At 51.5% G+C, this 21,820-nt stretch carries 19 protein-coding genes and 1 pseudogene; 9 read left to right on the forward strand and 11 right to left on the reverse strand.

The window, feature by feature from the left end; translation table 11 throughout:
- Window positions 1-32 precede the first annotated feature (32 nt).
- From ABA45_RS04585 to ABA45_RS04610, 6 genes are all read right to left on the reverse strand, one after another.
- Window positions 33-908 (reverse strand): prepilin peptidase, encoded by an 876-nt coding sequence (locus ABA45_RS04585; RefSeq protein WP_048384500.1) that lies wholly within the window; start codon window positions 906-908, stop codon window positions 33-35.
- Window positions 909-911: 3 nt separating this feature from the next.
- Window positions 912-2,132 carry a type II secretion system F family protein gene (locus ABA45_RS04590; RefSeq protein WP_048384501.1) on the reverse strand — a complete coding sequence of 407 codons (1,221 nt, stop codon included), beginning with the start codon at window positions 2,130-2,132 and terminating at the stop codon, window positions 912-914.
- A gap of 2 nt (window positions 2,133-2,134) precedes the next feature.
- Window positions 2,135-3,850, reverse strand: coding sequence for a type IV-A pilus assembly ATPase PilB (gene pilB / locus ABA45_RS04595; protein WP_048384502.1), 1,716 nt, complete (start codon window positions 3,848-3,850; stop codon window positions 2,135-2,137).
- Between the two features lie 575 nt (window positions 3,851-4,425).
- Window positions 4,426-4,869, reverse strand: coding sequence for a pilin (locus tag ABA45_RS04600; RefSeq protein ID WP_048384503.1), 444 nt, complete (start codon window positions 4,867-4,869; stop codon window positions 4,426-4,428).
- 68 nt (window positions 4,870-4,937) lie between these two features.
- Window positions 4,938-6,728 (reverse strand): PglL family O-oligosaccharyltransferase, encoded by a 1,791-nt coding sequence (locus ABA45_RS04605; RefSeq protein WP_048384504.1) that lies wholly within the window; start codon window positions 6,726-6,728, stop codon window positions 4,938-4,940.
- A gap of 74 nt (window positions 6,729-6,802) precedes the next feature.
- Window positions 6,803-7,267 carry a pilin gene (locus ABA45_RS04610; RefSeq protein ID WP_048384505.1) on the reverse strand — a complete coding sequence of 155 codons (465 nt, stop codon included), beginning with the start codon at window positions 7,265-7,267 and terminating at the stop codon, window positions 6,803-6,805.
- A 570-nt stretch (window positions 7,268-7,837) separates the two neighbouring features.
- On the opposite strand from ABA45_RS04610, the pseudogene ABA45_RS19230 reads away from it, so the two are divergent.
- Both ABA45_RS19230 and ABA45_RS04620 read left to right on the forward strand, forming a co-directional pair.
- A pseudogene (locus ABA45_RS19230) lies at window positions 7,838-8,208 on the forward strand (antibiotic biosynthesis monooxygenase family protein).
- Window positions 8,177-8,767 carry a DUF2784 domain-containing protein gene (locus ABA45_RS04620; protein WP_227506127.1) on the forward strand — a complete coding sequence of 197 codons (591 nt, stop codon included), beginning with the start codon at window positions 8,177-8,179 and terminating at the stop codon, window positions 8,765-8,767. The pseudogene ABA45_RS19230 and the gene ABA45_RS04620 overlap by 32 nt, the downstream one beginning before the upstream one ends.
- A 109-nt stretch (window positions 8,768-8,876) precedes the next feature.
- On the opposite strand, the gene ABA45_RS04625 is transcribed toward ABA45_RS04620, so the two are convergent.
- Window positions 8,877-9,464: a histidine phosphatase family protein gene (locus tag ABA45_RS04625; protein ID WP_048384506.1), complete on the reverse strand. Its 588-nt coding sequence runs from the start codon at window positions 9,462-9,464 to the stop codon at window positions 8,877-8,879.
- 263 nt (window positions 9,465-9,727) lie between these two features.
- Here ABA45_RS04625 and ABA45_RS04630 point away from each other — a divergent pair, with 263 nt between their 5' ends.
- A complete protein-coding gene (locus tag ABA45_RS04630; RefSeq protein ID WP_048384507.1) occupies window positions 9,728-10,183 on the forward strand; it encodes a phosphate-starvation-inducible protein PsiE in 456 nt (151 codons plus the stop codon).
- A gap of 142 nt (window positions 10,184-10,325) precedes the next feature.
- On the opposite strand, the gene ABA45_RS04635 is transcribed toward ABA45_RS04630, so the two are convergent.
- Window positions 10,326-10,532, reverse strand: coding sequence for a hypothetical protein (locus ABA45_RS04635; RefSeq protein WP_014870190.1), 207 nt, complete (start codon window positions 10,530-10,532; stop codon window positions 10,326-10,328).
- Between the two features lie 137 nt (window positions 10,533-10,669).
- Window positions 10,670-11,413: a ParA family protein gene (locus ABA45_RS04640; protein ID WP_048384508.1), complete on the reverse strand. Its 744-nt coding sequence runs from the start codon at window positions 11,411-11,413 to the stop codon at window positions 10,670-10,672.
- A gap of 248 nt (window positions 11,414-11,661) precedes the next feature.
- On the opposite strand from ABA45_RS04640, the gene ABA45_RS04645 reads away from it, so the two are divergent.
- Window positions 11,662-13,437, forward strand: coding sequence for an acyl-CoA dehydrogenase C-terminal domain-containing protein (locus tag ABA45_RS04645; protein WP_048384509.1), 1,776 nt, complete (start codon window positions 11,662-11,664; stop codon window positions 13,435-13,437).
- Window positions 13,438-13,743: 306 nt separating this feature from the next.
- Entirely contained in the window at window positions 13,744-14,655 is a 912-nt protein-coding gene (locus ABA45_RS04650) for a bile acid:sodium symporter family protein (RefSeq protein ID WP_048384510.1), read from the forward strand.
- A 117-nt stretch (window positions 14,656-14,772) separates the two neighbouring features.
- Here the strand turns inward: ABA45_RS04650 and ABA45_RS04655 are convergent, their stop codons facing one another.
- The gene (locus ABA45_RS04655) at window positions 14,773-15,573 is read right to left on the reverse strand and encodes a dienelactone hydrolase family protein (RefSeq protein WP_048384511.1); all 801 of its coding nucleotides are present in this window, start codon (window positions 15,571-15,573) and stop codon (window positions 14,773-14,775) included.
- A gap of 158 nt (window positions 15,574-15,731) precedes the next feature.
- Here ABA45_RS04655 and ABA45_RS04660 point away from each other — a divergent pair, with 158 nt between their 5' ends.
- Window positions 15,732-16,304 (forward strand): glutathione S-transferase family protein, encoded by a 573-nt coding sequence (locus ABA45_RS04660; protein ID WP_048384512.1) that lies wholly within the window; start codon window positions 15,732-15,734, stop codon window positions 16,302-16,304.
- Between the two features lie 59 nt (window positions 16,305-16,363).
- Here the strand turns inward: ABA45_RS04660 and ABA45_RS04665 are convergent, their stop codons facing one another.
- Window positions 16,364-17,734 carry an MATE family efflux transporter gene (locus tag ABA45_RS04665; RefSeq protein ID WP_227506128.1) on the reverse strand — a complete coding sequence of 457 codons (1,371 nt, stop codon included), beginning with the start codon at window positions 17,732-17,734 and terminating at the stop codon, window positions 16,364-16,366.
- Between the two features lie 386 nt (window positions 17,735-18,120).
- On the opposite strand from ABA45_RS04665, the gene ABA45_RS04670 reads away from it, so the two are divergent.
- From ABA45_RS04670 to ABA45_RS04680, 3 genes are all read left to right on the forward strand, one after another.
- Window positions 18,121-19,980, forward strand: a complete 1,860-nt coding sequence (locus tag ABA45_RS04670) for a HAMP domain-containing methyl-accepting chemotaxis protein (RefSeq protein ID WP_048384514.1) — start codon at window positions 18,121-18,123, stop codon at window positions 19,978-19,980.
- 148 nt (window positions 19,981-20,128) lie between these two features.
- A complete protein-coding gene (locus ABA45_RS04675) occupies window positions 20,129-21,388 on the forward strand; it encodes a PQQ-dependent sugar dehydrogenase (protein WP_048384515.1) in 1,260 nt (419 codons plus the stop codon).
- A gap of 81 nt (window positions 21,389-21,469) precedes the next feature.
- Window positions 21,470-21,805, forward strand: coding sequence for a c-type cytochrome (locus ABA45_RS04680; RefSeq protein ID WP_048384516.1), 336 nt, complete (start codon window positions 21,470-21,472; stop codon window positions 21,803-21,805).
- Window positions 21,806-21,820 lie beyond the last annotated feature (15 nt).

The following is a 21,820-nucleotide window of genomic DNA, read 5'->3' on the forward strand; positions in this document are numbered from 1 at the left end:
CAAGCCTATATAACCAGACTTATAAACCAAGCCTACACACCAAGAAAGCGGAACCACACACTCACAATTTCATCACCAAACCATAAGCACAGCAAGCCTGCTGTGGCTAAATAAGGCCCAAATGGCATGGGTACCTCTCGGCCTTGCTGTTTAAACACTATCAAGGCTATACCAACGGCTGCGCCCACAACAGAGGATAACAGAATAACCGCCGGCAATAACGTCCAACCCAGCCAGGCGCCCAACGCTGCCAGCAGCTTGAAATCGCCGTAGCCCATGCCTTCCTTGCCGGTAGCCAGCTTGAACAGCCAGTAAACCGACCAGAGCGCTAGGTAACCGACTATCGCGCCCCAGAAAGCCTCTTTAAAAGGCACCAGCTGGCCAAAATAATTCACAATCAGCCCCAGCCAAAGCAGGGGTAGGGTGATAGAGTCTGGCAGCAGTTGAGTATCAAAATCAATCATCGTCAGCGCCACCAGCGCCCACACCAGCAATAATGCCCAAAGCGCCGCAGGCGTTGGTCCCAGCAGGTACACGGTAAGTACCGAGAACACCGCTGTCGCTAACTCAATAATCGGGTAGCGCGCTGAAATCGGTTTGCTGCAATTGGCGCATTTGCCTTTCAGTACCAGGTAGCTGATAACCGGTACATTCTGCCAGGCGCGAATACCGTGGCCGCAGTGGGGGCAGGTAGAAGCTGGCTTTGACAGGCTCAACACCTTCGCCGGTTCCCTCTTGGTCCCCGGCACTTCCAACAGCTCTTCACACTGGCAGCGCCACTCCTGCTGCATCATCGCCGGCAGGCGAAAAATAACCACGTTCAGAAAACTGCCGATGCACAAAGAAACAAATGCAACCATGGTGTACAGCAACCAGGGTGTATCCAGAAGAATGCTTAAATCAACCATGAATTACCCAACAACCTGGCCCATTTGGAAGATTGGCAGGTACATGGCGATAATCAAACCACCCACCAGCACGCCCAATACCGACATAATCATTGGCTCCATCAGCGCAGTCAGGTTGTCTACCATGTCATCCACTACGGCTTCGTAGTGCTCGGCCACTTTTTCCAGCATCTCGTCCAGATTACCAGATTCCTCGCCAATCGCCGTCAGCTGAACCGCCATCACCGGAAACACGTCCTGCGCCCGCATAGAGGCTTGAAGCTGGGTTCCGCCGGAAACGTCATTGCGAATGCGCATGATGGCATCGCGATAAACCGCGTTGCCGGTAGCTCCCGCAACGGATTCAAGAGCATCTACAAGGGGAACACCGGCTGCGAACGTTGTTGATAACACCCGGCCAAACTTCGCGACGGCGGATTTGTCCAGAATTTCACCCATAACCGGCACTTTCAGCACATATTTGTCGACAACATCTGAAAACTTCTGTGACCGCCGTTTTGACTCTTTGAATAAAACGATGGTGCCGACAATGCCTAGTAGCACTACGAACCACCATGTCTGCATCCATTCTGACAGGCGTACCACCATCTGGGTAAACACTGGCAGCTCTGCACCAAAACCGTTAAAAAGCGATTCAAATTGCGGAACTACTTTTACCAGCAATATAGCCGTTACCACGATCGCAACCACCACAACGGCGATCGGGTAAGTCATCGCTTTCTTGACTTTTTTCTTCAGAATTTCTGTTTTTTCCATATAAGTGGCGATACGGTCGAGCATTTTCTCGAGCGCACCGGCCTTTTCGCCGGAATCCACCAGGTTGCAGTACAAGTCGTCAAATTGGCGAGGGTGTTTACGCAACGATCCGGCGAAGCTGTTACCAGAAGCAATGTCGTTCCGAACCGACATCACCAGTTCCTGTAGGCCTTTGTTTTCCAACCCATCGGCCACAATGTCAAAGCTTTGCACCAAGGGCACACCGGCTTTCATCATGGTGGCCAGTTGTCGGGTGAGCATGGCAATGTCAAAGGGGGTAATTTTTTTGCTGCCACCGAACAACGGCTTGGCTTTCTTTTTCACCTTGTCTGGAACTATACCTTGTTTGCGTAACTGGGCCTTGGCCAAAGCCAAGCTTACGCCAGACAGCTCACCCTTGGCTTTGTTGCCGCGGCGATCTTTGCCTTCCCATACATAGGATTCCAGTTTATTCGCTTTTTGGGCCATGCTTAATCCTTGGTCACGCGGTTGGCTTCTTCAAGGCTGGTCAAACCCTCAATCACCTTTAACAGGGCGGATTGGCGCAGGGTCCGAAAGCCTTCAGCCTGAGCTGCTTTTGCAATCTTGATAGAACTGGCTTCTTCCATAATCATGTTGGCCAGCTGCTCGGTCACTTTAACCACCTCGTAAATGCCGACGCGGCCTTTATACCCATTAGTGCATTTATCACAGCCCTTCGGGTGGTACAACGTGAACCCGGTTGCAATTTGTTCAGTTGAGAACCCTTCGGCTAAAAGGACGTCTTTCGGGATGCTTCCAGCCTGTTTGCAGCTGCAAAGTCGCCGGCCCAGGCGCTGGGCAATAATCAGGCTAACAGACGTGGCAATGTTAAACGCCGGCACGCCCATGTTCATCATGCGGGTTAAGGTTTCGGCGGCGCTGTTGGTGTGCAACGTGGACAACACAAGGTGACCGGTTTGTGCCGCTTTGATGGCAATGTTAGCGGTTTCCAGGTCTCGAATCTCGCCCACCATGATAACGTCAGGGTCTTGCCGCAAAAACGCTCTTAGCGCCTCGGCAAAGCCAAGCCCTACCTTGTTGTTCACGTTGACCTGATTTACGCCTTCCAGGTTAATTTCCGCCGGGTCTTCCGCCGTGGAAATATTGCGCTCGTCAGTGTTTAGAATATTCAAGCCAGTATACAACGATACGGTTTTACCGGAACCGGTGGGGCCCGTCACCAGAATCATACCTTGGGGCTGCGCCAAGGCGTCCATATACAGCTTCTTCTGATCTTCTTCATACCCAAGCGCATCAATGCCCAGCTTGGCTTGGCTGGGGTCCAGAATTCGCAGTACGATTTTCTCCCCCCACAGCGTGGGCAGTGTGTTCACCCGAAAGTCGATGGCCTTGGTTTTGGATAGCCTCATCTTTATGCGGCCGTCTTGTGGCAAACGTCGCTCGGAAATGTCCAACTGTGCCATGATCTTTATTCGCGCAGATATTTTCGGTGCCAGCTTTATAGAGGGTCGCGACATTTCTTTCAAAATGCCGTCGGTGCGAAAGCGTACGCGGTAAGTTTTCTCGTAGGGTTCAAAGTGAACGTCTGACGAGCCTCCGCGAATGGCATCCAGCAGCATCTTATTCACATACTTCACGATGGGCGCATCGTCTATCTCTGCAACAACAACAGCGCCGTCATCCTCGTTTCCATCCGCGCCTTCTGTTTCTATACCTTCAAGGTCTGTATCGGCCAAGTCGCCCATGGAGCTTTCACTGGACGCCATATACTTTTCGATAGCTGCGCGCAGTTTGGAGTCGTCCACCAGAATCGCATCGGTACTTAAGCCGGTGTTGAACTTGATCTCGTCCAGAGCCTGAACGTTGGTGGGGTCGCTCACCGCAATAAACAGCCGGTTGCCACGCTTATACAGGGGCAGGGCGTTGTGCTTGCGCAGCAGTTTTTCATCCACCAGCTTGTCTGGCATCGCCTCTGGCAAAAACGCATCCAGGTCCAGCACTGAAATACCAAACTCCATAGCCGCCGAAAACGCCAACGCCGAGCTGTTTGCCAACTTGTGCTGTGTCAGGTAGGTGATCAGCGGAATGCGGTTCTGAGAAGCCTGAAAAAAGGCGTCTTTGGCCGTGGATTCATCCAGCAGGCCGTCGCTTACAAAGCGCCGTGCCAGACCCGTTAAGGTGATGTTGCTTGTGTTTGTTGTCATAGATTAGGGCGCTGCAGCCTGATGGTTGAGGTGCGAGTAATAGCGAGGCTTGAGTTTAGATGGGTGCGGGCGGTTTGGAAAGCATGGGATGGGTTAACTGTGCGTTGGCGGCTACCTTCGAGGCGACGATTTTGCTCGGCGAAGCTGCGTCGGGTGGACGAATATGTGTATAGCTTTGACGCTATGTTTCAGGCAATTGTTGCGTGCAGAAAGCGCCGCTAGAGGCGGTGACTCATGCATGACAAGCGCCCAGAAAAAAGCAAGTATCAGCAACCCTATTAATGTTGACCTTCGTGCAATGGTGCAATAAAGGATGCGGACACGCCAGCACGAACCAGCACAGCAGCCAACGAGGCAGTATATGCCATCAACATTAAGCCATTGGGATTGTTCCCAGCTTGTCTCACTGAAACCAGAGCTAATAACCGTCGCAGCCCGACACGACCAAGCCAGCTATCGAAATTCAGCCATACTCCGCCCCTCGCATTAAAACAGGCTAAGTTGGGCTTGGTTATGACTGGCATCATGGCTGGTGATTCTGAGAAAGCGGGCGCATTGCGTTCTGGGCATAAGCATCAAAGGCTGCAGTTTTCCGGCAGGTAAGTGGACTGCCAGGATCCGGAAACAGCCGTGTTGTCCACGACACACTGCCATGCCCCACGAGGAGAGCGCTCTAGCGTGATTACTACTCCTGACATAAGGGGATGAGCTGTGCCGCCCATGGTCACTCTCAAGTGACCCGTTAGGTCAGCATTCAAGATGGCAATATCAATTCCCACTGCGCCGGTCGTCAAGCCCGAGGGCACATAGCCCAAGTCCGAATTCGTGACAGACCCATTTCTCGACACTCTTTCTTCATACGCCGATTTGTAGCTCGACAGCTCTCCAACTGCCCGATGCACCTGGGATTTCGCGACATATCCCTGATACATCGGAATGGCAAGCGCTGAAAGGATCCCAATGATTGCAACGACAATCATTAATTCGATAAGTGTGAATCCGCACTGTTTTGACTTCATAAGCTAACCCTAATTGGTCTAAAAAGAGACGACTGATAACCAACATATGCAAAGCATGGGCCAAAGTTCTAATTGATTTCTTGTTGTCTCTCGGCGGCAATACACTTGATGTAGTCTTCAGGCTTTACATCAGACTTAACGGATAGATAAGTAAGCTCGTCCAGGACAGTATTTACAGAATACGGATACAACCGGGTAACCCTTTTGATTGCCTCACATGCGCGCTCCGACTCCCCGGATGCAGCGAGCAAGGTCGCTTTCCGGAGAAGAAAAAGTGGTTCGGGACGCCAATTGACCACCGATTCTATAAAATTGAGCTCAGGGCCAACACCCAATGCCGGGGGGTCAAAACGTAAAATGAGCACGGACAAAGCGCCATTGCCAACAACAGCGCTTCGGCTGGCATCACGAAGAGCCGTCTGATCCATAAAATCAGGCTGCTTTTTGTACATAACTTGCGTCACCACCATCATGTCTTTGGCAACATAAGCACCAAAAGGCAAAAAGACGAAAAGAACGGAAAGGACAATGACGCGCCGAATCCAGTGGCTTGAGAAGTCAAAAGAGTGACGATTATCTAATAAGGTGAATGCAGCAATGAATATTGCCAGAAATGGCATGTGCCAGAGCGAGAACTCCACTAGATTGTGAAGCATCAAAATGAGCAGAACGCATCCCAGGAAAACGTTTTCAAAAGACGGTTGGACTTTGGTTATGAGCCACAGAAGGTAGCCGACGAAGCCTAGCAAAATCAGCACACCTGACAATCCCCATTCGACCATAAAATTTAAAAAAACATTATGGGCGTTGAGCCAAATCGAGCCATTGCTGACGGTAAGGTCATTGAGTTTCAGCTCATTGCTGAAAACACCATATCGTCCCACCCCGTAGCCAAACCATGGGTGTTCCATTGTCGTTATGCCGGAAAGGGCATTTTTCCACTCATCTAACCGACCGCTGGAGCCAATCAAGCTCCGATTCTCATACATTTCAGAAGCGTTGATTCGCTCAATGAAACCTATTTCTTTTAGAGAGTCAGCAATCAATGCGTCTATTTTGGGAGCAAGGAGAGAAACAATCACGAAAAGTGCGACTATTATTAGTGCGGAGCGCGTTTTCTGCCCGTTTCGGCTGAGTTCGCGGTTGATCAACTTCAATTTGCCAAAACGAAATACGGCTGCTATCGAGGGCCACAGCGCAACAATGGCAGTGACGTACCAAGTCCGGCTGCCTGTGAGGCTTCCGACATAGAACGCTAAAACGACTAGGCCAATAAATCCCCGAGTGGATGAAAGCAATCCTCTATTCCGTAGATAAAAAATGGCGCCAAGCGCCAAGGCCGTCAGAACAGCCATCAAATTGGGCTGACCCATTGGCCCGATCAACCTTGTTCCCTCGTCGGTTATTAAGGGGACAAAGTAACCAAGTATTCCGTAGTAACGCATCAATCCGAACAGAGCCGAAAAACAGAACACAGCAATCAGAAAAACCGCCAAGTACCGGACGACCGTTTCTTTGGTCCAGGTTTCAGCTAAGGAAGCAACCGAAATTGCAACAGCACCCGCGAGACCGAAGGCCAGAAAATGCCAATAATATGAAAACAGCACGTTTGGCGACGTCATCAAGTAATTGAGCGCCAAACCTAAACAAAAAACAGGGACAAAAAAAATAAAGCCTGGAGCCGAAAGTTTGAACCTTCCTGCCCAAAAAATGTGACAAAGAATGAGTAATCCAGATGCAAATGTCAGAACATCACGAAACATGTCCTGATAGGGATAGAGTCCGACTGGAAACGCGAACGCCAGAAGCACCAAAAATAGAGAAGTAAGTAGGACTAAGTTTCCCGAGCTCTCCGGCATGCTTTGATACTCTATATTTCAAAAATAAAAAAGGAGGGGACAGTCCCCTCCTTTAAAATCTTAATATTCCAATGCTATAGGGATGGAGTGCCTTGCGTGCAACCAGCTGGGAGATAACTTGCGTCCCAAGAAGCGCCCTGGCCATCAATCAGACAGGACCATACGCCCGCTGTAGTACGTTCAATAGCGACTTTCGTCAATGCAATGCCAGCTGCAGCATCGTCTCCGATCGTGACGGTGATGTTACCTTGAGCGCCGACGAAGTCTACCGCAACAGTTAAGGCTTCTGTAGTCAAATTGGAACCTGTATAGCCCAAATCAGTCAAAGTGCCCGTTGTTATGCCGCGAGACAGACGCTCCTCAACCGATGTTTTAAGAGCTGAAATCTCAGCAACAACCCGAGTGACCTGCGAACGAGCAATGTAATCCTGATACTGCGGAATCGCGATGGCCGCCAAAATTCCGATGATCGCAACAACGATCATCAATTCAATTAGGGTGAAGCCTGACTGTGCATGGTTCATCTTCATGTTTCTCATAAATGACCTCAATCTGTATGTGACGTTGTGTAAGAATTCCGGCCCGGTATTCTTAAGAGTTTTCACCCCGAACCGTTGGAGCCCGAATCATATTTAGCATAACCCGTGCCAATTGGATAATTCACAATAAAAATGTTTTAAAACATATGTTTGCTAATTTAAAACCAATTCAGATAAACCCTAGTTATTGCCGTGACATGACGTTAACGGTCGCCGACTGACACTTTTGGTCACTCTTCTCTCAACGTTTAGTGACAACCCGTTACCGAAAATGCGTGTTCCAGACCAAGGTTGCCACAAAATCTGATCATGGACAGGCACAACGAATATCCGGCACAACGAACATCCCTAATGATCACATGCTTACAAAGAAGGCCCACGGATTCGTCCTTGGGCCTTTTGCTGTCCTGCGTATAAGGGGGCATTATGGTCAGCCGGTGCAACGACCTCGATTTGTCATGATCAGTGATCTTTCTTTATCCGTATTGCCAATCTAATCATGGACTGGCACAGCGCAATACGCGCAGTTTACTCATCGGAGTGGCGTAGTCAGTACAAGGGGGATCGAGCATGAAATACATCTTCGAGATTCATGTCAAAGAAGGCTATACAGCCGAAGATTACGCGGAGGCGTGGCTGCGGGCGAGTTGATTCAGCGAGCGCCGGGCGCATGTGGAACGGAGTTGCACCGTATGATCGGAGATCCGGACAGGCTCATCGCTATTGCGCATTGGGAAAACAAGGCCAGCCAGGATGCGATGGAATTACAGCACAATCCTGACGTGGCTGAGATTGTCCGCACTGCTGCGGCTTGTTGTGAAATCCGGCCCATGGGTGAGTTTGAAGACCCGGAACGGGTGGTTAACTGTCACCGCCACAGTAATCCTCGAACCCGAATAGAATGCCGCGTTGGAAGCCTTTGCGGATATCGGATACGCTAACTTGCTGTGCTCGTGGTTTTGGCATAATGGACTTCCTGTCATTTTGGTTTCTACCGTTGGCATGTTTGTACGATGCTGTATAAATAACTGTACATCTAGTTTTGATCTTGGACAGCCACACAGGCCCCAAACCGGCGCATTAGGAGGCTTTATCAACTTCAGTACGCTGTATTCTTTTGCCGCTGACGCGATACTTATCACGCATGTATTGTTCGTGGCTTTTGTCGTTTTCGGGTTGATGCTGGTTTATGCAGGTTTTTTTCTGAAGTGGCAGTGGGTGAGAAATGTGTGGTTCCGTAGCGTGCACCTGGTTGCAATCGGCGTTGTTGTTTTGCAGTCCTGGTTTGGTTTCATTTGCCCGCTTACAACCTGGGAAATGGGTCTGCGGGCGAGGGCAGGTCAAGCTGTTTACGATGGTTCTTTCATAGCCCATTGGCTGCATCAGTTTTTATATTTCCAAGCGCCGCCGTGGGTCTTTATTGCTTGCTATACCGCTTTTGGTGGGCTGGTGTTGCTCAGCTGGTTTCTGGTTCGGCCAAACCCTGCCTCTCGAAATTGATATTCGTAGACAGGCACTCTCCACATGCTCTCCACACGCTCTTCACAGAGGGGTTATAGAAATCGACCTAGTTATAAACGTTTTGCTAGAAAGCGCTGGATTCGAAGGGTCATTTCGAAGGAGATACGCGTGCCAATACCCTGGGATTTTCTGACAGCGGCAGCGAAATGATGACGCCCTCGTTTGACGACGGGGACACCGTCGCCAATGCGGTAATGTTCACTTGGTGCGACACCATAATTATCGGCTTTCCTGGCGCCATCGCATTCACTTGTTCAATAGTCTGCCGGGTTTGCAGGCTGCGATCACCACGCCCTTGAAAGAACGAGTTTAACGACGGCCACTCGGTTACTGGGCCCATGCCCATCCCATTCGCCGTATCCATGCACCGGCACCATTGGCTGCTAAACACCCGGGCTTCATTGATACCTCGTGCCGCCAGAAAAGGCTGCCACGCCCGCGCCTGACTGCGACCCTCTGCGTTCAGATTGCGTTGGGTGCTGCAGTCCTCCAGTTGAAAAGACTCCGGATCGCCAAAACCAGGCGCTAATGCATGACGGACCACCAACAGCGCCTTGCCTTCCTTCAATGCCTGCCAGGCAACATTTTCGTCGAGAGTAGCGTTAGTAGCCGCTGTTGGCCCGGACGTCAGCGTTAGCACCGCTGTTATAAGTAGGCAGCGTATAATTCGCTTCATGAGGTTTCTCCACCTTACAGCAATCATGGCCTGAACAGGCACCGCTCAGGATCGTTACTTCAGATTATGGACAGGCACAGCAATCTGCACAACTGTTAGGACAAGCGCAGCAATCTCTCGGCATAGCAGTCTTTCAGGGCCGCATTGATCAATAGTTGCGCAATATACGTATGGTTTGGACGTGGACAGAAACAGCTCTGCACAGCTTAGTTCGCCGATATCTTTAATGTGCGCTGAAGTCACCTGATGCTGAAACCATAATTATGAGCACTAAAAGAAATACAGATTGCAGTCAAAACTCAGAAGCGCAGTCAACGGCCAGCGGGAGTGACGACGTATCCGGTGCCGATTCCGGCAAAAAGACTTTCGCTCTTGCTACTTTTAAGGTGATCGAGAACCTGTTGCTGATCATCGTTGTGTTGATGACGCTGGGCGGTGTGGCCTTCGAGCTTCTTGCGATTTACAGCGTTCAGAAAATCAGTCTTGCGGACATCCTGCTGATTTTTCTTTACCTAGAGGTGATCGGCATGGTGGCTGTGTTTTACTCAGATCGGCGCTCTGCCTTTGTCTACCCAATTTTTATTGCGATTACGGCACTCGCCCGACTCATTATCTTGCAAGGCAAAGATATGGCACCTGAGAATATTTTGTACGAGGCGATTGCAATCCTAATCTTGGCTTTGTCCGCGATTGTTATCATCCGTTTGAACCGAATTTGAAGAAATAATAACAATCTGAACACGCACAGAGCCAAGTTTGATTTAACTGCTGCCATAACAGTACAGAATTTTTTACGGCAGGGCAGGGCAGGGCAGGTAGCAGTCACAGGTCATTCAGATTCATTAAAGACCATCAAAATGCCTATTTCTCGCTTGTGTCGTCGTCTTCCACCTCGTCCGGATGCTCCAGCTTATAACGCTCCCAGTCTTCCCAGTCATGGGGCGTTCCGGCATGGGGTTTTTTCAGGTGCTTGGCATGCTCCTTCGCGTTGTGTTGCAGGCTGTGGTCTCCCTTGTCTTCCTCGTCGTAGCCGTGCTTCTTTAAAAAATCCGTGGCGCTGATTGGCATCTTGAAATACCTCCGGGGTCATTTATGCGTTGCACAATATTACGCTGGCTTTTTAACGGCGGATTTGCAAGCGGTTTTGTAGATAGGCTGCACAACCCCGCTTTAGAGAAGGTTCACACAACGAAACCAACCCGATCTCACCAAAGGTCTTTTTTGATGCTGGCCCAAAGCTGACGATAAGCACCGGCCGCCGTGCTTTTGGCATCCAGTTTTTCCAGAGGCTGGCCTTCTTCGCCCATACGCTCAACCACGCTTGCATAGGGTATGGCGACATCCAGACAGTTGGCTGTCAATTCCGGGCCACGCTTAACCAACTCCTGGTGCAGCTTCTTGCGGCGATCGACCATAGAGAAAAACGGGCGCAGCTTTTTCACACCCAGTTTTTTGCTCTTGGCAAAATCGTGCAGCTGGTTCCAGCTGTTCATAGACAGCCAGGTAGGCACCAGTGGCACGTAAACCTGGTCTGCCACCTCTAGCACCTGTTCGGTTAATCGTGACAGCGTAGGCGGGCAGTCCAGAATTACCAGGCTGGTTTCTTCGGAAAGTGGCGCGAGCAGCTTCTTGAGTTGGTTGCCATCGGTTTCCTGATCAAGCTTGATGTCGAAGTTGCGGAAACTCGAGTGTGCCGGGATAAAATCGAGGCGGGGGTAAACATCACTGTGGATGAACGTGGCGATGGGCGATTTGCCCTCAAGCAGCTTAGAGAGTTTGTTGCCTTTGAGCGGCTCTGCACCGGAAAGATAGAAGCTGGAAGCGCCCTGAGGGTCGAGATCCCACAATAGTGTTTGACAGTTGTCCTTGCTTGCAAGGTATGCAACGTTCACTGCTGCCGCCGTTTTGCCAACTCCGCCCTTGGGGCTATAGAACGCAATAATCCTCATTGCTGCCCTGTTCCTGTATTGATTTCAGTGAATTAAGACTTACAGGATAGCAGGCGCTTGGTTCTGTCTGATGACATTTTTGTGACACAGCCTGATCACGTACCGACACAGATCAGCTTGGTACGCAGAAAAAACCGGATCTTGAACGGGCATAAATCGGTCATAAACGGGTGAACCACAAAATTAAAACGATCGTATGAATATACACGAATGTGTCAGACCAAAGAATCCGATTTAGGAGAGTGCTCATGAAATACCAAGCCCCCGCAAATGATCTTCGTTTTTTGTTGTTTGATGTACTGGGCGTAGACCGGCTTCATGAGCTGGAAAAATACGCCGATGCCACACCGGATCTGATTTCCGCTGTTATTGATGAAGCTGGAAAAGTGGCGGCTGAAGTGATTCAGCCGACCAATCAAGTCGGTGACCGCGAAGGCTGCCATTACGACCCCGAAACCCACGCTGTGACAACGCCTGACGCGTTTAAACCGGCTTATAAAAAGTTTGTGGAAGGTGGCTGGACTGCACTGGATGCGCCGGTGGAGTTTGGTGGGCAGGGGTTACCCCATACGCTTAAGTTTGTGGTGGACGAAATGGTCTGCTCCACCAACCTGTCTTTGGGCATGTACCCGGGGCTGACCCATGGTGCTATCAGCGCACTTTACGCCCACGGTTCCGATGAGCTCAAACAAACCTACCTGGAAAAGCTGGTGTCTGGCGAGTGGACGGGCACCATGTGCCTGACCGAACCCCAGTGTGGTACCGATTTGGGTCTGATTCGCACCCGTGCCACGCCCAACTCAGATGGCAGCTACGCCATTGAGGGCACCAAAATCTGGATTACCGGCGGTGAACACGATCTGACCGACAACATTGTGCATCTGGTACTGGCAAAGCTGCCTGGCGCGCCAGACACCACAAAAGGCATTTCGCTGTTTGTGGTTCCCAAGGTTCTGCCTGAGTCTGGTGAGCGCAATCCGGCGTTCTGTGGTGGCCTGGAACACAAGATGGGCATTAAAGGCTCCGCAACCTGCGTTATGAATTTTGAGGGTGCCAAAGGCTGGCTGGTGGGTGAGCCCAACGACGGCATGCGTTCGATGTTTACGATGATGAACGAAGCACGCCTGATGGTGGGCATGCAGGGCCTTGGACTGGCAGAGATGGCCTATCAGGAAAGCCTCGGATTTGCCCGCGAACGTCTGCAGGGCCGTTCTATGAGCGGCGCGAAGAACCCGGATGGCCCGGCCGACCCGATTATTGTGCACCCGGACGTTCGCCGCATGCTGATGCGTCAGAAAGTTCTGAACGAAGGCATGCGCGCCATGGCGCTGTTTGCCGGCCACCAGCTTGATCTCTCGGTTGCCCATCCGGACGAGGCGGTACGTGAATCTGCCGATGATCTGGTGCAACTGCTCACTCCGGTGGTGAAAGCATTTTTGACTGACGAAGGCTCCAACAATACGAACATCGGCCTGCAAGTTCTGGGCGGTTCTGGCTTTACTACCGACTGGCCGCTGGAACAACTGGTTCGTGATGGTCGTATTGCGCGCATTTATGAAGGTACAAATGGCATACAGGCGCTGGATTTAGTGGGCCGAAAACTGAGTCTGAAAGGTGGGCGGCTTGTGCGCACCTTGTTTGGTGTACTTATCAGCTACCTGAAGGACAACCCGGAAGCACCCCATCGCGATGAGCTGAAAGGCGCTGTAAGCTCGCTGGAAAAAGCCACTCTTTGGCTGGCAACCAACGCGCCAAAGGATCCAGAGCAGGCAGGTGCTGCGGCCACGCCGTTTCTGCGCCTGATGGCTCTGACGGTTATTGGCTACATGTGGTCACGCATGGCCAACGTTGCCAGCCAGCAGATTGCAGCCGGGGAGGGCAACAAGCCGCTGCTGGAAAGCAAGCTGGTGTCTGCCCGCTTCTACTTTGAAAAGCTGTTGCCGGAAATTCACTGGTTGCTAAGCGATATTGAAAGTGGCAAGGGCAGCCTGATGGATATGGGAGACGATCACTGGGCGGCATAAGCCTTTAAATCCCGACGTTTTGAATCAAGCCACGCATCGCGTGGCTTTTTTTTGGTTTGGGCTTAGTCTGCTGGGTTGAGAATTGGCGCCGGAGCAATCCACCAAAACACAAAGGCGACTATATGATCACTGACTTCAGATTTGGTGATTGGCAGGCATGTCCATTCTGCAAATGAATTTCTCGCACAGCTGTCAAGCCGCTAGACTCTGATGGCATTATTGGGGTATTTCTAAGCGTTGATTTTGGACGACAAGTAAGTCAGAAAATAAAACCCTTTGTAATGCCTCCCCGGCATTGGAGAAGCCATGAGTGCGGAGCAGCTGGTCCATCTTGTTAACGTTCAGATCGTACCGATTTCGTTGTTTCTGATCATGCTCGGAATGGGATTATCTCTGGTTCCTGACGATTTCAGGCGGGTGCTGGCTTACCCCAAGGCTGTCGCCATTGGCCTCAGCTGCCAATTGGTATTGTTACCCCTGATTGGTTTTGGTCTCGCGAATCTGGTGCCCTTAGCGCCTGAACTTGCGGTTGGTGTGATGTTGCTGGTGGTTTGCCCGGGCGGCACTACCTCAAATCTTTACGCGCACATTGCCAAGGGTGATGTGGCACTGTCGGTTACCCTGACGGCCGTGGCGAGTGTCGTAACGGTGTTCTCCATTCCGTTTATCGTCAATGGTTCGTTGCTCCACTTTATGGGAGAAAGTGAGGCAATAAAGCTACCGATAGGCCGTACCATGGTCAGTCTGGTGTTATTGACCATTATCCCGATCTCTATTGGCATGACCGTCCGGCGTTTTAAGCCGGTGCTTGCCATCGCCGTTGAGCAAAGGGTCAAGTATTTTGCGGTGATTTTCCTGGCCTTGCTGATCGCCTTCCTGGTCTACCAACAACGGGAGACCTTCGCTGACTCAATCATCAGTGCCGGACCGGTAGCGTTGCTGCTAAACGTTTCGACCATGCTTATTGGCTTTTACGGCGCCCGGTTGTTCGCACTTAATCGTCAGCAAAGCATTTCGATCACGTTGGAGACTGGTCTCCAGAACAGTGGCCTGTCGATGGTTTTGGCGCTGGGTATGCTGAACAATTACGCGATGTCGCTGGTGCCAGCGATTTACACTGGGGTGATGTTTATTACCGCTGGCGTGTTGGTCTACTATCTGAACCGCTCAAAACCCAGTGCAGTTGGCGTAGTAGGTGGTGATGGCGGGCCAGCCTGAAAAAATGCCTATCACCCTAACCTCCTGTGCCAGCACGTTGGGCGAAGTAGCTTAGGGCAATGAGAGAGGCAGGGAGAAACTGCACCAAGTGTCCTCCCTGACAACCGACACGGCTGATTACTGGGCAAATATATCCTGATAGAACGCCATCGTGCCTTCCCATGCTCGATTGGCGGCTTCTTCATTATAAGCCATGGGCAACCCGAACTTTTCACTGGTGGCATCAGCCGCTTTGGAGGTGAAGGAGTGCTTGACGCCGGGGAACACAGTCAGGCTAAGGTCTGCACCGGCTTTGGTCATTTCACTGACAAAGCCGGTGACCTGCTCCACTGGAACAAACGGATCAGCGCCACCGGTGTAGGCCAAAATCCTAGCCGTAACTGCGCCCTGTTCGGGCTGGATGTCGCTACCCAGTGATCCGTGCAGGCTGACGACGCCGTCAAGATCGAGGCCGAGCCGCGCCATGTTGAGCACGACAGCACCACCAAAACAATAGCCCTGGGCCGCAATCCGGGATTCGTCGACCGTTTCATGGTCCTGCAGAATGCTCATGGCCTCGCGGAAGCGGGCTTCGAGTGCCTGTTTGTCGCCCATGGTGGCCTGCATGAGTTTCTTGGCGTCGTCAGGATGTTCGGCCAGCTTACCGGTGCCGTACATGTCCAATGCAAACGCAGTGTAGCCCTCTTTAGCCAGCCTTTCGGCCTGGCTGCGGACAAATTCGTTGTGGCCCCACCACTCGTGAACGACCAGTATTCCAGGGCGCTCGCCCTCAACATCGTCGTCATACACCATGTAGCCGGTGAACGAATCACCATCGACGGTATACTCCACCGTTTCAGACACTATCTCGGCAAAGGCTGCAGTAGTGAAAACGAGAGAGGTCGCCGCGGTAAGCGCGAGTCGTTGCATCATGTTCATTGGCTGGATCCTTTGACTTTGATTATTGTAAGGTTTGATTGTTCACTATTCATGAGCGGCCGCTCCGTGCCATATTGTTGCTACTGCCTGTTGCCTGATCTGGTGCTATGAGGTTAGTTACAGACACTTATACGATACTACGATAAATCGGAGGCTCCATGAAGCTGCTTGGCTCGACCACATCCCCTTATGTCCGACGCACCCGGCTGTTGCTGGCGGACCGTCCTTATGATTTTTTGAACCTGGATATCTACGGCGAGGGGCGAGACGAGTTGCGTAAAAATAACCCGGCGCTCAAAATTCCGATGCTGAATGATGGCGGCCAAAAAATATACGATTCCCGGGTTATCGCTCGCTATCTTGGGGCTAAGCTGGGCATTGCTGCCCCGAGCTGGGATCAGGAAAACCAGCTAACGTTGATTGATGCGGCCAACGATTCCTGTGTCACGATGCTGTTGTCGAAACGATCCGGCCTCGACATCGAGCAGGATGCGATGTTTTACAACATCCAGCGCGAACGTATCATGACGACCTTGCGTACGTTGTCAGCCATGGTGGATGCGGGCGAATTCACAAACTGGCATTATCCGTCAATCTGTCTGTTCAGCCTGATCGACTGGCTGGATTTCCGGGCTCTTGTCGACTTTGAGGGCAATGAGAGTTTGTTGTCATTTCGCGACCATAATTTGCAACAACCTATGGTCGCGGAAACGGACCCCCGCAAAGCCTGACTTCTTTGTATCCACAGTAAACATCAATCCACCAAACCCCAAAGGCTACCAAAATCTGATCAATCGAGTGCACCAGCCTGAGGTAGCCTGCTAATTTCTCGCTTGGTATAAAAGTGCGCGATCACCGAGCTGATCACCACCACAATCACGATTGTGTAGAACATTGACACCATGGGATAGTCCCAAAGCACAATCAGCACATAGTTAATGATCGCAGGTATCACCAGTTGCCTTGCAATGCCGAGGTACATCGGGAGCATAGGCTTACGCATTGCCTGCAGCACCGCTACACTTTGGAATAAAACCACATACGCATAGAACGCCAAAGCATCGATCCTGAGATAGGTCACGCCGGTGTTCTTAATAGCATCGGTGTCGGTAAAAAAGCTCATCATAAGCGGAGACAAAAAGTACATAATAGGTATTGAAAACAGCGCCATAGCGAGGCCAATTACCAAACTTTTTTGATAGGTCTCGGCCACTCGCGCGCTGTTGCCGGCACCTAGGTTCTGACCGGCAATAGCCATAACCGCACTGTTTAAACCCAGTGCAGGCAATAGCAGAAGTTGTTCGAGTCTTAAGCCTACTGTGTAACCAGCCACGTGATGACTGCCAAACTGCCCTATAAGAGCTACGGTAATAAAGCCACCCAGAACAATGGTGAGTGTATTGAAGCTAGCGGGTAGAACTTGTTTGAGCAAAGCTTGCCAACGTGACCAGTCGAACGCTGGCCTTATGCGTATGTCGAGCCGTTTGGCAAGCACTCGTAACAAGTAAAATGCAGTCGCTATTTTAATAATAACGGTCGCTAATGCTATGCCCGTCACGCCAAGACCAAGGCCGAACGTGAAAAGTGGGTTTAATGCAAAGTTCGCAAAAAAGCCAATGGCCAGTGCGTTGCGGTTGGACTTAGTATCACCCAGAGCCATTAAAGCCCCAGCGGCGCCAAAAGAGAGCATGAAGCCGATAGAACCTGCCAAGGTTACCCACAAATACTCCATGGCTAATGGTTCAACATGCGGCTCTGCTCCCAGCAATACGACCAAGGATCGCGCGGTGAAAGCGCCGAGTAAAAAGGACAAAACACTGAATCCAATTGCCATTCCAGTGACGTTGTTGATCCAATACTTGACCGGACTGGTGCCACCTTTTACGGCGTCTTTTACCGCACCCCGCCCAACCTCCGGGGCAATCATGGCTGACGCACCCGCCTGTATTCCAAGACCAATGGAGAGCAACAAGAAAAACACGCTGCCAGCAATCGATAAGCCCGCAAGCGCATCATCACCGAGGTAGCCCGCGAACCAAATGTCTGTGAGGTTGTACAAGGTGTTGAACACCATACCCATTGATGCCGGAATGGATAGTCTTATCATGTGGGCTAAAACTGAACCACTCGTCAAGGAGGGTGGAGACTGGGTGCTTTTCAAGGCGAACTCTGAATAATAAATGTGAACGAAGCTGATAAGTTTTGCAGCGTATTTTTAACCGTGATCTTCACTTTCATATTGGGCCTGTCGCTATTGGGAATGCTAAATACCTCGGTCGCCATTTCTGGAATAATACATGAAAACCTGATTTTCGTGCCACCGTGCCTTCGGGCACTTACCCGAGGTTGACCCACGGTGTGATCAGCACCTTACACGGCCACGGTTCCGATAAGTCAAAAAATCTATCTGAAAAAACAAGTGTCTGGCGAGAGGACAGCACAATCAATTCCTCAAATTCCTCAAATTATTTTCGCTCCGGCCGTTACTCTAATTCATATACGATGCATGGCAATAACCTGTCATCTTACCTACGCAGGAACCCGAGAATGCCTTTCTCAAACATGTTTTCTAACTGGTCGATTGGCGGCAAGTTAGCCGCGGGTATTACCCTTCTGATTCTGCTGTCGGTGGTCATTGGGGCCATTGGGCTTTTCACCCTGCACAACTATGGCGAGCGTTCGCTCGTAGTGGCGGATGTGGGCAGTGTCGAGTCGGCTCTGTTGGAAGCCCGTACCGCTGAAAAAAATTACCTGTTGCGAAAACAAGACCAATACCTTGAGCGGGTTACCACACTGACCAACGCGGCGTCCCTGCAAATGGAAGATCTTAAACCCCGCCTTGTCGCACAGGCAGATATTGATAGGCTCAACGCGATGCAAGCGGGTATTCAGCAATATCAGAAAAATCTGGGTGCCCTTGCCAATACCATTAATCAACGCAGTGAGGCGATTCAGACATTAGAGAAGAGTTCACGCTTGGTTGAAAGTCGTCTCAGCACCGAAAAGTTATTGTTTGAGGCGGAAAACATGGTTAAGCAAATGCGCCGACAAGAGCGCAGATTCCTGGTGGAAAACAACGCTGACGCGGCCGACCGATTCATTAAGATGGGTTCGATGGCACTTGAATTGGTCAGGAACAGCTACGCCGCCGTGAACATCAAAGAAGAAGTAGAACGGCTATTCCAAGATTACATCGAGGCGTTCGACGTCGCTCTTGCCTCCACTCGGACCGCCCAGGAACTAGAGAACAGCATGGTCAAGGGTGCAAGCGCAACCATCAGCGATGCCGTCATCCTGCAAGAGTTGCAGCTTGAGCTCATGGTCTCCGAACGGCAGCAAGCAGTCACGTTGATCGTCGTCGCAATGTTCAGCGTGCTGGTGCTTGGCGCATTTTCGGGTTGGCTGCTCACCCGCAGTATTACCCGGCCAATCCGTGAAGCCGTCAGCCTGGCGACCCGGGTTGCTTCTGGTGATCTGAGTGCTGATATTCGCAGTGATCGCGGTGATGAATTCGGGCAATTGTTGTCAGCGCTGGGCGCCATGGTGGTTAACTTGCGGGATCTGGTGCGCAGTATCAACACCAATTCTGGCCTGATCACCACTTCTGCCAACCAGCTCTCGGTGGTGACCGAGCGTACCAGTTCGGGCATTGCCCAGCAGCGTGACCAGACCGACCAAGTTGCCACCGCCATGAATGAAATGGTGGCTACGGCAAACGATGTCGCCACCAATGCCGGCGCTGCCTTCACTGCGGCCAATCTAGCTAATCAGAAAGCCGCAGCGGGTGAGGCAGCGGTTAATGAAACCCTGAGCCATGTGACAGAACTGAACGACAAAGTGCTGGAAGTGACCCAGCGTCTGCAAGGCCTTCAGGCCGATACCCAGAACATTGTGTCGGTACTTGATGTGATTAAATCCGTCGCCGATCAAACCAACTTGCTGGCACTAAACGCAGCTATTGAAGCAGCCAGGGCTGGTGAACAGGGCCGTGGTTTTGCGGTGGTGGCAGATGAAGTTCGATCACTGGCAAAACGTACCCAAACCTCGGCCACCGAAATTGAAGGGTTGGTTAACAGTTTGGTTAACAGTGCGGAGAGATCGGTTGTGACCATGAGGCAAGGCTCTGAACTTGCGCAACGGACTTTGGAGAAAGCTCAATCTACCGGTGAGCAAATTATGGAAATTACTCGGGCTGTGGAGGATATCAGCCGATTGAACAGCCAGATTGCTACCGCTGCCGAACAACAAACCGCCGTTGCCGAGGACATCAACCAGAACGTTACGCTGATTCGGGATGTCAGTGAACAATCCGCCAACGACTCAACGGAAGTTGCTGCTGCAAGCCACGAGCTGGCGAAATTTGGTGAGGGCCTGCAAACCCAGGTTGCACGGTTCAGGATGGATTAATGAATAAGTAAGCACAGTTAATTTTCGGACTGAGGCTTCACAGCTGGTCCTACCAGTTATTCACCGTTGATTCTTGACACCCATGTTGCTGACGCCTTAACTCAGATTTCGGAGATTGGTTAAAAACCACACAGCGGAAGCACTTACAATGATAAAAAAACCATTAGTGATCCTTACGACCTTGCTTGTCGCCACACAGATTCAGGCGCAGGGAACAACCGACGAGACCCTGAAGACACTGGGGCAATTTAAGGTCACTGGCGATTCCCAGTTCACCACCATTGACCAGAATAGCAGCAGCGCAGACGCTATCCGCAACTTGTTGAAAAATGTTTCAGTACCCAAAGGCTTTGAAATCACCCTTTATGCTCTGGTGCCTGACGCCCGTCATATGGCGGTGGGTCCTCAGGGGGTGGCGACGTTTGTGGGTACGCGTAAAACAGAAGTATGGGTGGTCACTGATCGGGACAAAGATCGGGTGGCAGACGATGTGAAAAATTTTGCGCCATCCGTATCGAAGAAAGTACCCAACGGGCCCTGCTTCTCCCCTCAAGGTGTCTTGTACATTGCGGAGCAAAACCGCGTTCTGGCCTACCCCGCAGCAGAGTTTTTCTATGAAGGCACAGATGTCGTTGCTGCCGAGCTGATTGCCGGTGGCCAGTTGATTCCGGAGGAATACGTTAGCTACAACCATACCGCGCGCGTTTGTGATGTGGGGCCGGACGGAAAGGTCTATATCTCTTTAGGGCAGCCCCACAATGTGCCGCCCCAAAATCTGTGGGATGACTATCAGACCCATGGCATTGGCGGCATTATTCGCATAAACCAGGATGGCACAGGCCGGGAAGTTTACACTCTGGGTGTCCGTAACTCTGTAGGCCAGGACTTCAACCCTGCAACCGGCGATCTCTGGTTTACCGACAATCAGGTAGACGGTATGGGAGATGATATACCACCGGGCGAAATCAATCGGCAGACCCAGCAGAGTCAGAATTTTGGCTTTCCCTACTACGGTGGTGGCGATGTTCGCACGGCTGAATACAAGGGCGATGAGCTACCAGCCGATGTGGTTTACCCGGTTAGCCAGACCATTGCGCACGCAGCAGACCTTGGGATGATGTTCTACACCGGCAATATGTTCCCGAAAGAGTATCAGGGTGGTATTTTCTCGGCCCAGCATGGGTCCTGGAACCGCACCGAAGCGGTCGGTGCACGAGTGATGTTCACCCCGGTAGACGCTGAGGGCAACATGACCGGTGAGCCCCGTCCCTTCGCTGAAGGCTGGCTCACGGATAATGGCGAGTATCTGGGGCGCCCGGTGGATGTTGCACAGCTGAAAGACGGCTCTTTGCTGGTGTCAGATGACCTGGCAGGCGCTATCTATCGGATTGCCTACACCGGCGAGTAGCAGCGGCCGGTTAAGTTAGCCCGGTTCGTATCGATGCCAGGGGCGGTAATGCCCCTGGCCCATTCCCAGGACTGATACCTTATGCGCTATTTGGCACCGCTGTTCACTCTCGCTTTGACGGTCATTATGGTTCTCGCCACTTCCCCCAGCCATGCGGGTGACCCCGCTAAAGGCAAGGTTTTGGCAAAACAATGTCAGACCTGCCACGGCATCGATGGTATTGCCAAAATTCCCATTGCACCCAATATTGCCGGCGAAAGTCAGATATACCTTGAACTCCAGCTCAAGCACTTTCGTGACGGTCAGCGGGAGCATGAGATGATGACCGTGGTTGCCAGGGATCTTACAAACACCGAAATCGAGGATCTGGCCACCTGGTATGCATCCATTCAGGTAACGGCGACACTACCGGAATAGAGCGCTGCAACGGGG

This window comes from Marinobacter psychrophilus (assembly GCF_001043175.1).
Lineage (GTDB): Bacteria > Pseudomonadota > Gammaproteobacteria > Pseudomonadales > Oleiphilaceae > Marinobacter > Marinobacter psychrophilus.

Bases quoted from the DNA above. Each gene is read 5' to 3' on its own strand.
- ABA45_RS04645 (WP_048384509.1), top strand. From the start codon at position 11,662: ATGAAATACCAAGCCCCCGCAAATGATCTTCGTTTTTTGTTGTTTGAT.
- pilB (WP_048384502.1), bottom strand. From the start codon at position 3,850: ATGACAACAAACACAAGCAACATCACCTTAACGGGTCTGGCACGGCGC.
- ABA45_RS04630 (WP_048384507.1), top strand. From the start codon at position 9,728: ATGAGCACTAAAAGAAATACAGATTGCAGTCAAAACTCAGAAGCGCAG.
- ABA45_RS04675 (WP_048384515.1), top strand. From the start codon at position 20,129: ATGATAAAAAAACCATTAGTGATCCTTACGACCTTGCTTGTCGCCACA.
- ABA45_RS04680 (WP_048384516.1), top strand. From the start codon at position 21,470: ATGCGCTATTTGGCACCGCTGTTCACTCTCGCTTTGACGGTCATTATG.
- ABA45_RS04670 (WP_048384514.1), top strand. From the start codon at position 18,121: ATGCCTTTCTCAAACATGTTTTCTAACTGGTCGATTGGCGGCAAGTTA.
- ABA45_RS04605 (WP_048384504.1), bottom strand. From the start codon at position 6,728: ATGCCGGAGAGCTCGGGAAACTTAGTCCTACTTACTTCTCTATTTTTG.
- ABA45_RS04660 (WP_048384512.1), top strand. From the start codon at position 15,732: ATGAAGCTGCTTGGCTCGACCACATCCCCTTATGTCCGACGCACCCGG.
- ABA45_RS04585 (WP_048384500.1), bottom strand. From the start codon at position 908: ATGGTTGATTTAAGCATTCTTCTGGATACACCCTGGTTGCTGTACACC.
- ABA45_RS04655 (WP_048384511.1), bottom strand. From the start codon at position 15,573: ATGAACATGATGCAACGACTCGCGCTTACCGCGGCGACCTCTCTCGTT.
- ABA45_RS04650 (WP_048384510.1), top strand. From the start codon at position 13,744: ATGAGTGCGGAGCAGCTGGTCCATCTTGTTAACGTTCAGATCGTACCG.
- ABA45_RS04600 (WP_048384503.1), bottom strand. From the start codon at position 4,869: ATGAAGTCAAAACAGTGCGGATTCACACTTATCGAATTAATGATTGTC.
- ABA45_RS04640 (WP_048384508.1), bottom strand. From the start codon at position 11,413: ATGAGGATTATTGCGTTCTATAGCCCCAAGGGCGGAGTTGGCAAAACG.
- ABA45_RS04625 (WP_048384506.1), bottom strand. From the start codon at position 9,464: ATGAAGCGAATTATACGCTGCCTACTTATAACAGCGGTGCTAACGCTG.
- ABA45_RS04610 (WP_048384505.1), bottom strand. From the start codon at position 7,267: ATGAGAAACATGAAGATGAACCATGCACAGTCAGGCTTCACCCTAATT.
- ABA45_RS04590 (WP_048384501.1), bottom strand. From the start codon at position 2,132: ATGGCCCAAAAAGCGAATAAACTGGAATCCTATGTATGGGAAGGCAAA.
- ABA45_RS04635 (WP_014870190.1), bottom strand. From the start codon at position 10,532: ATGCCAATCAGCGCCACGGATTTTTTAAAGAAGCACGGCTACGACGAG.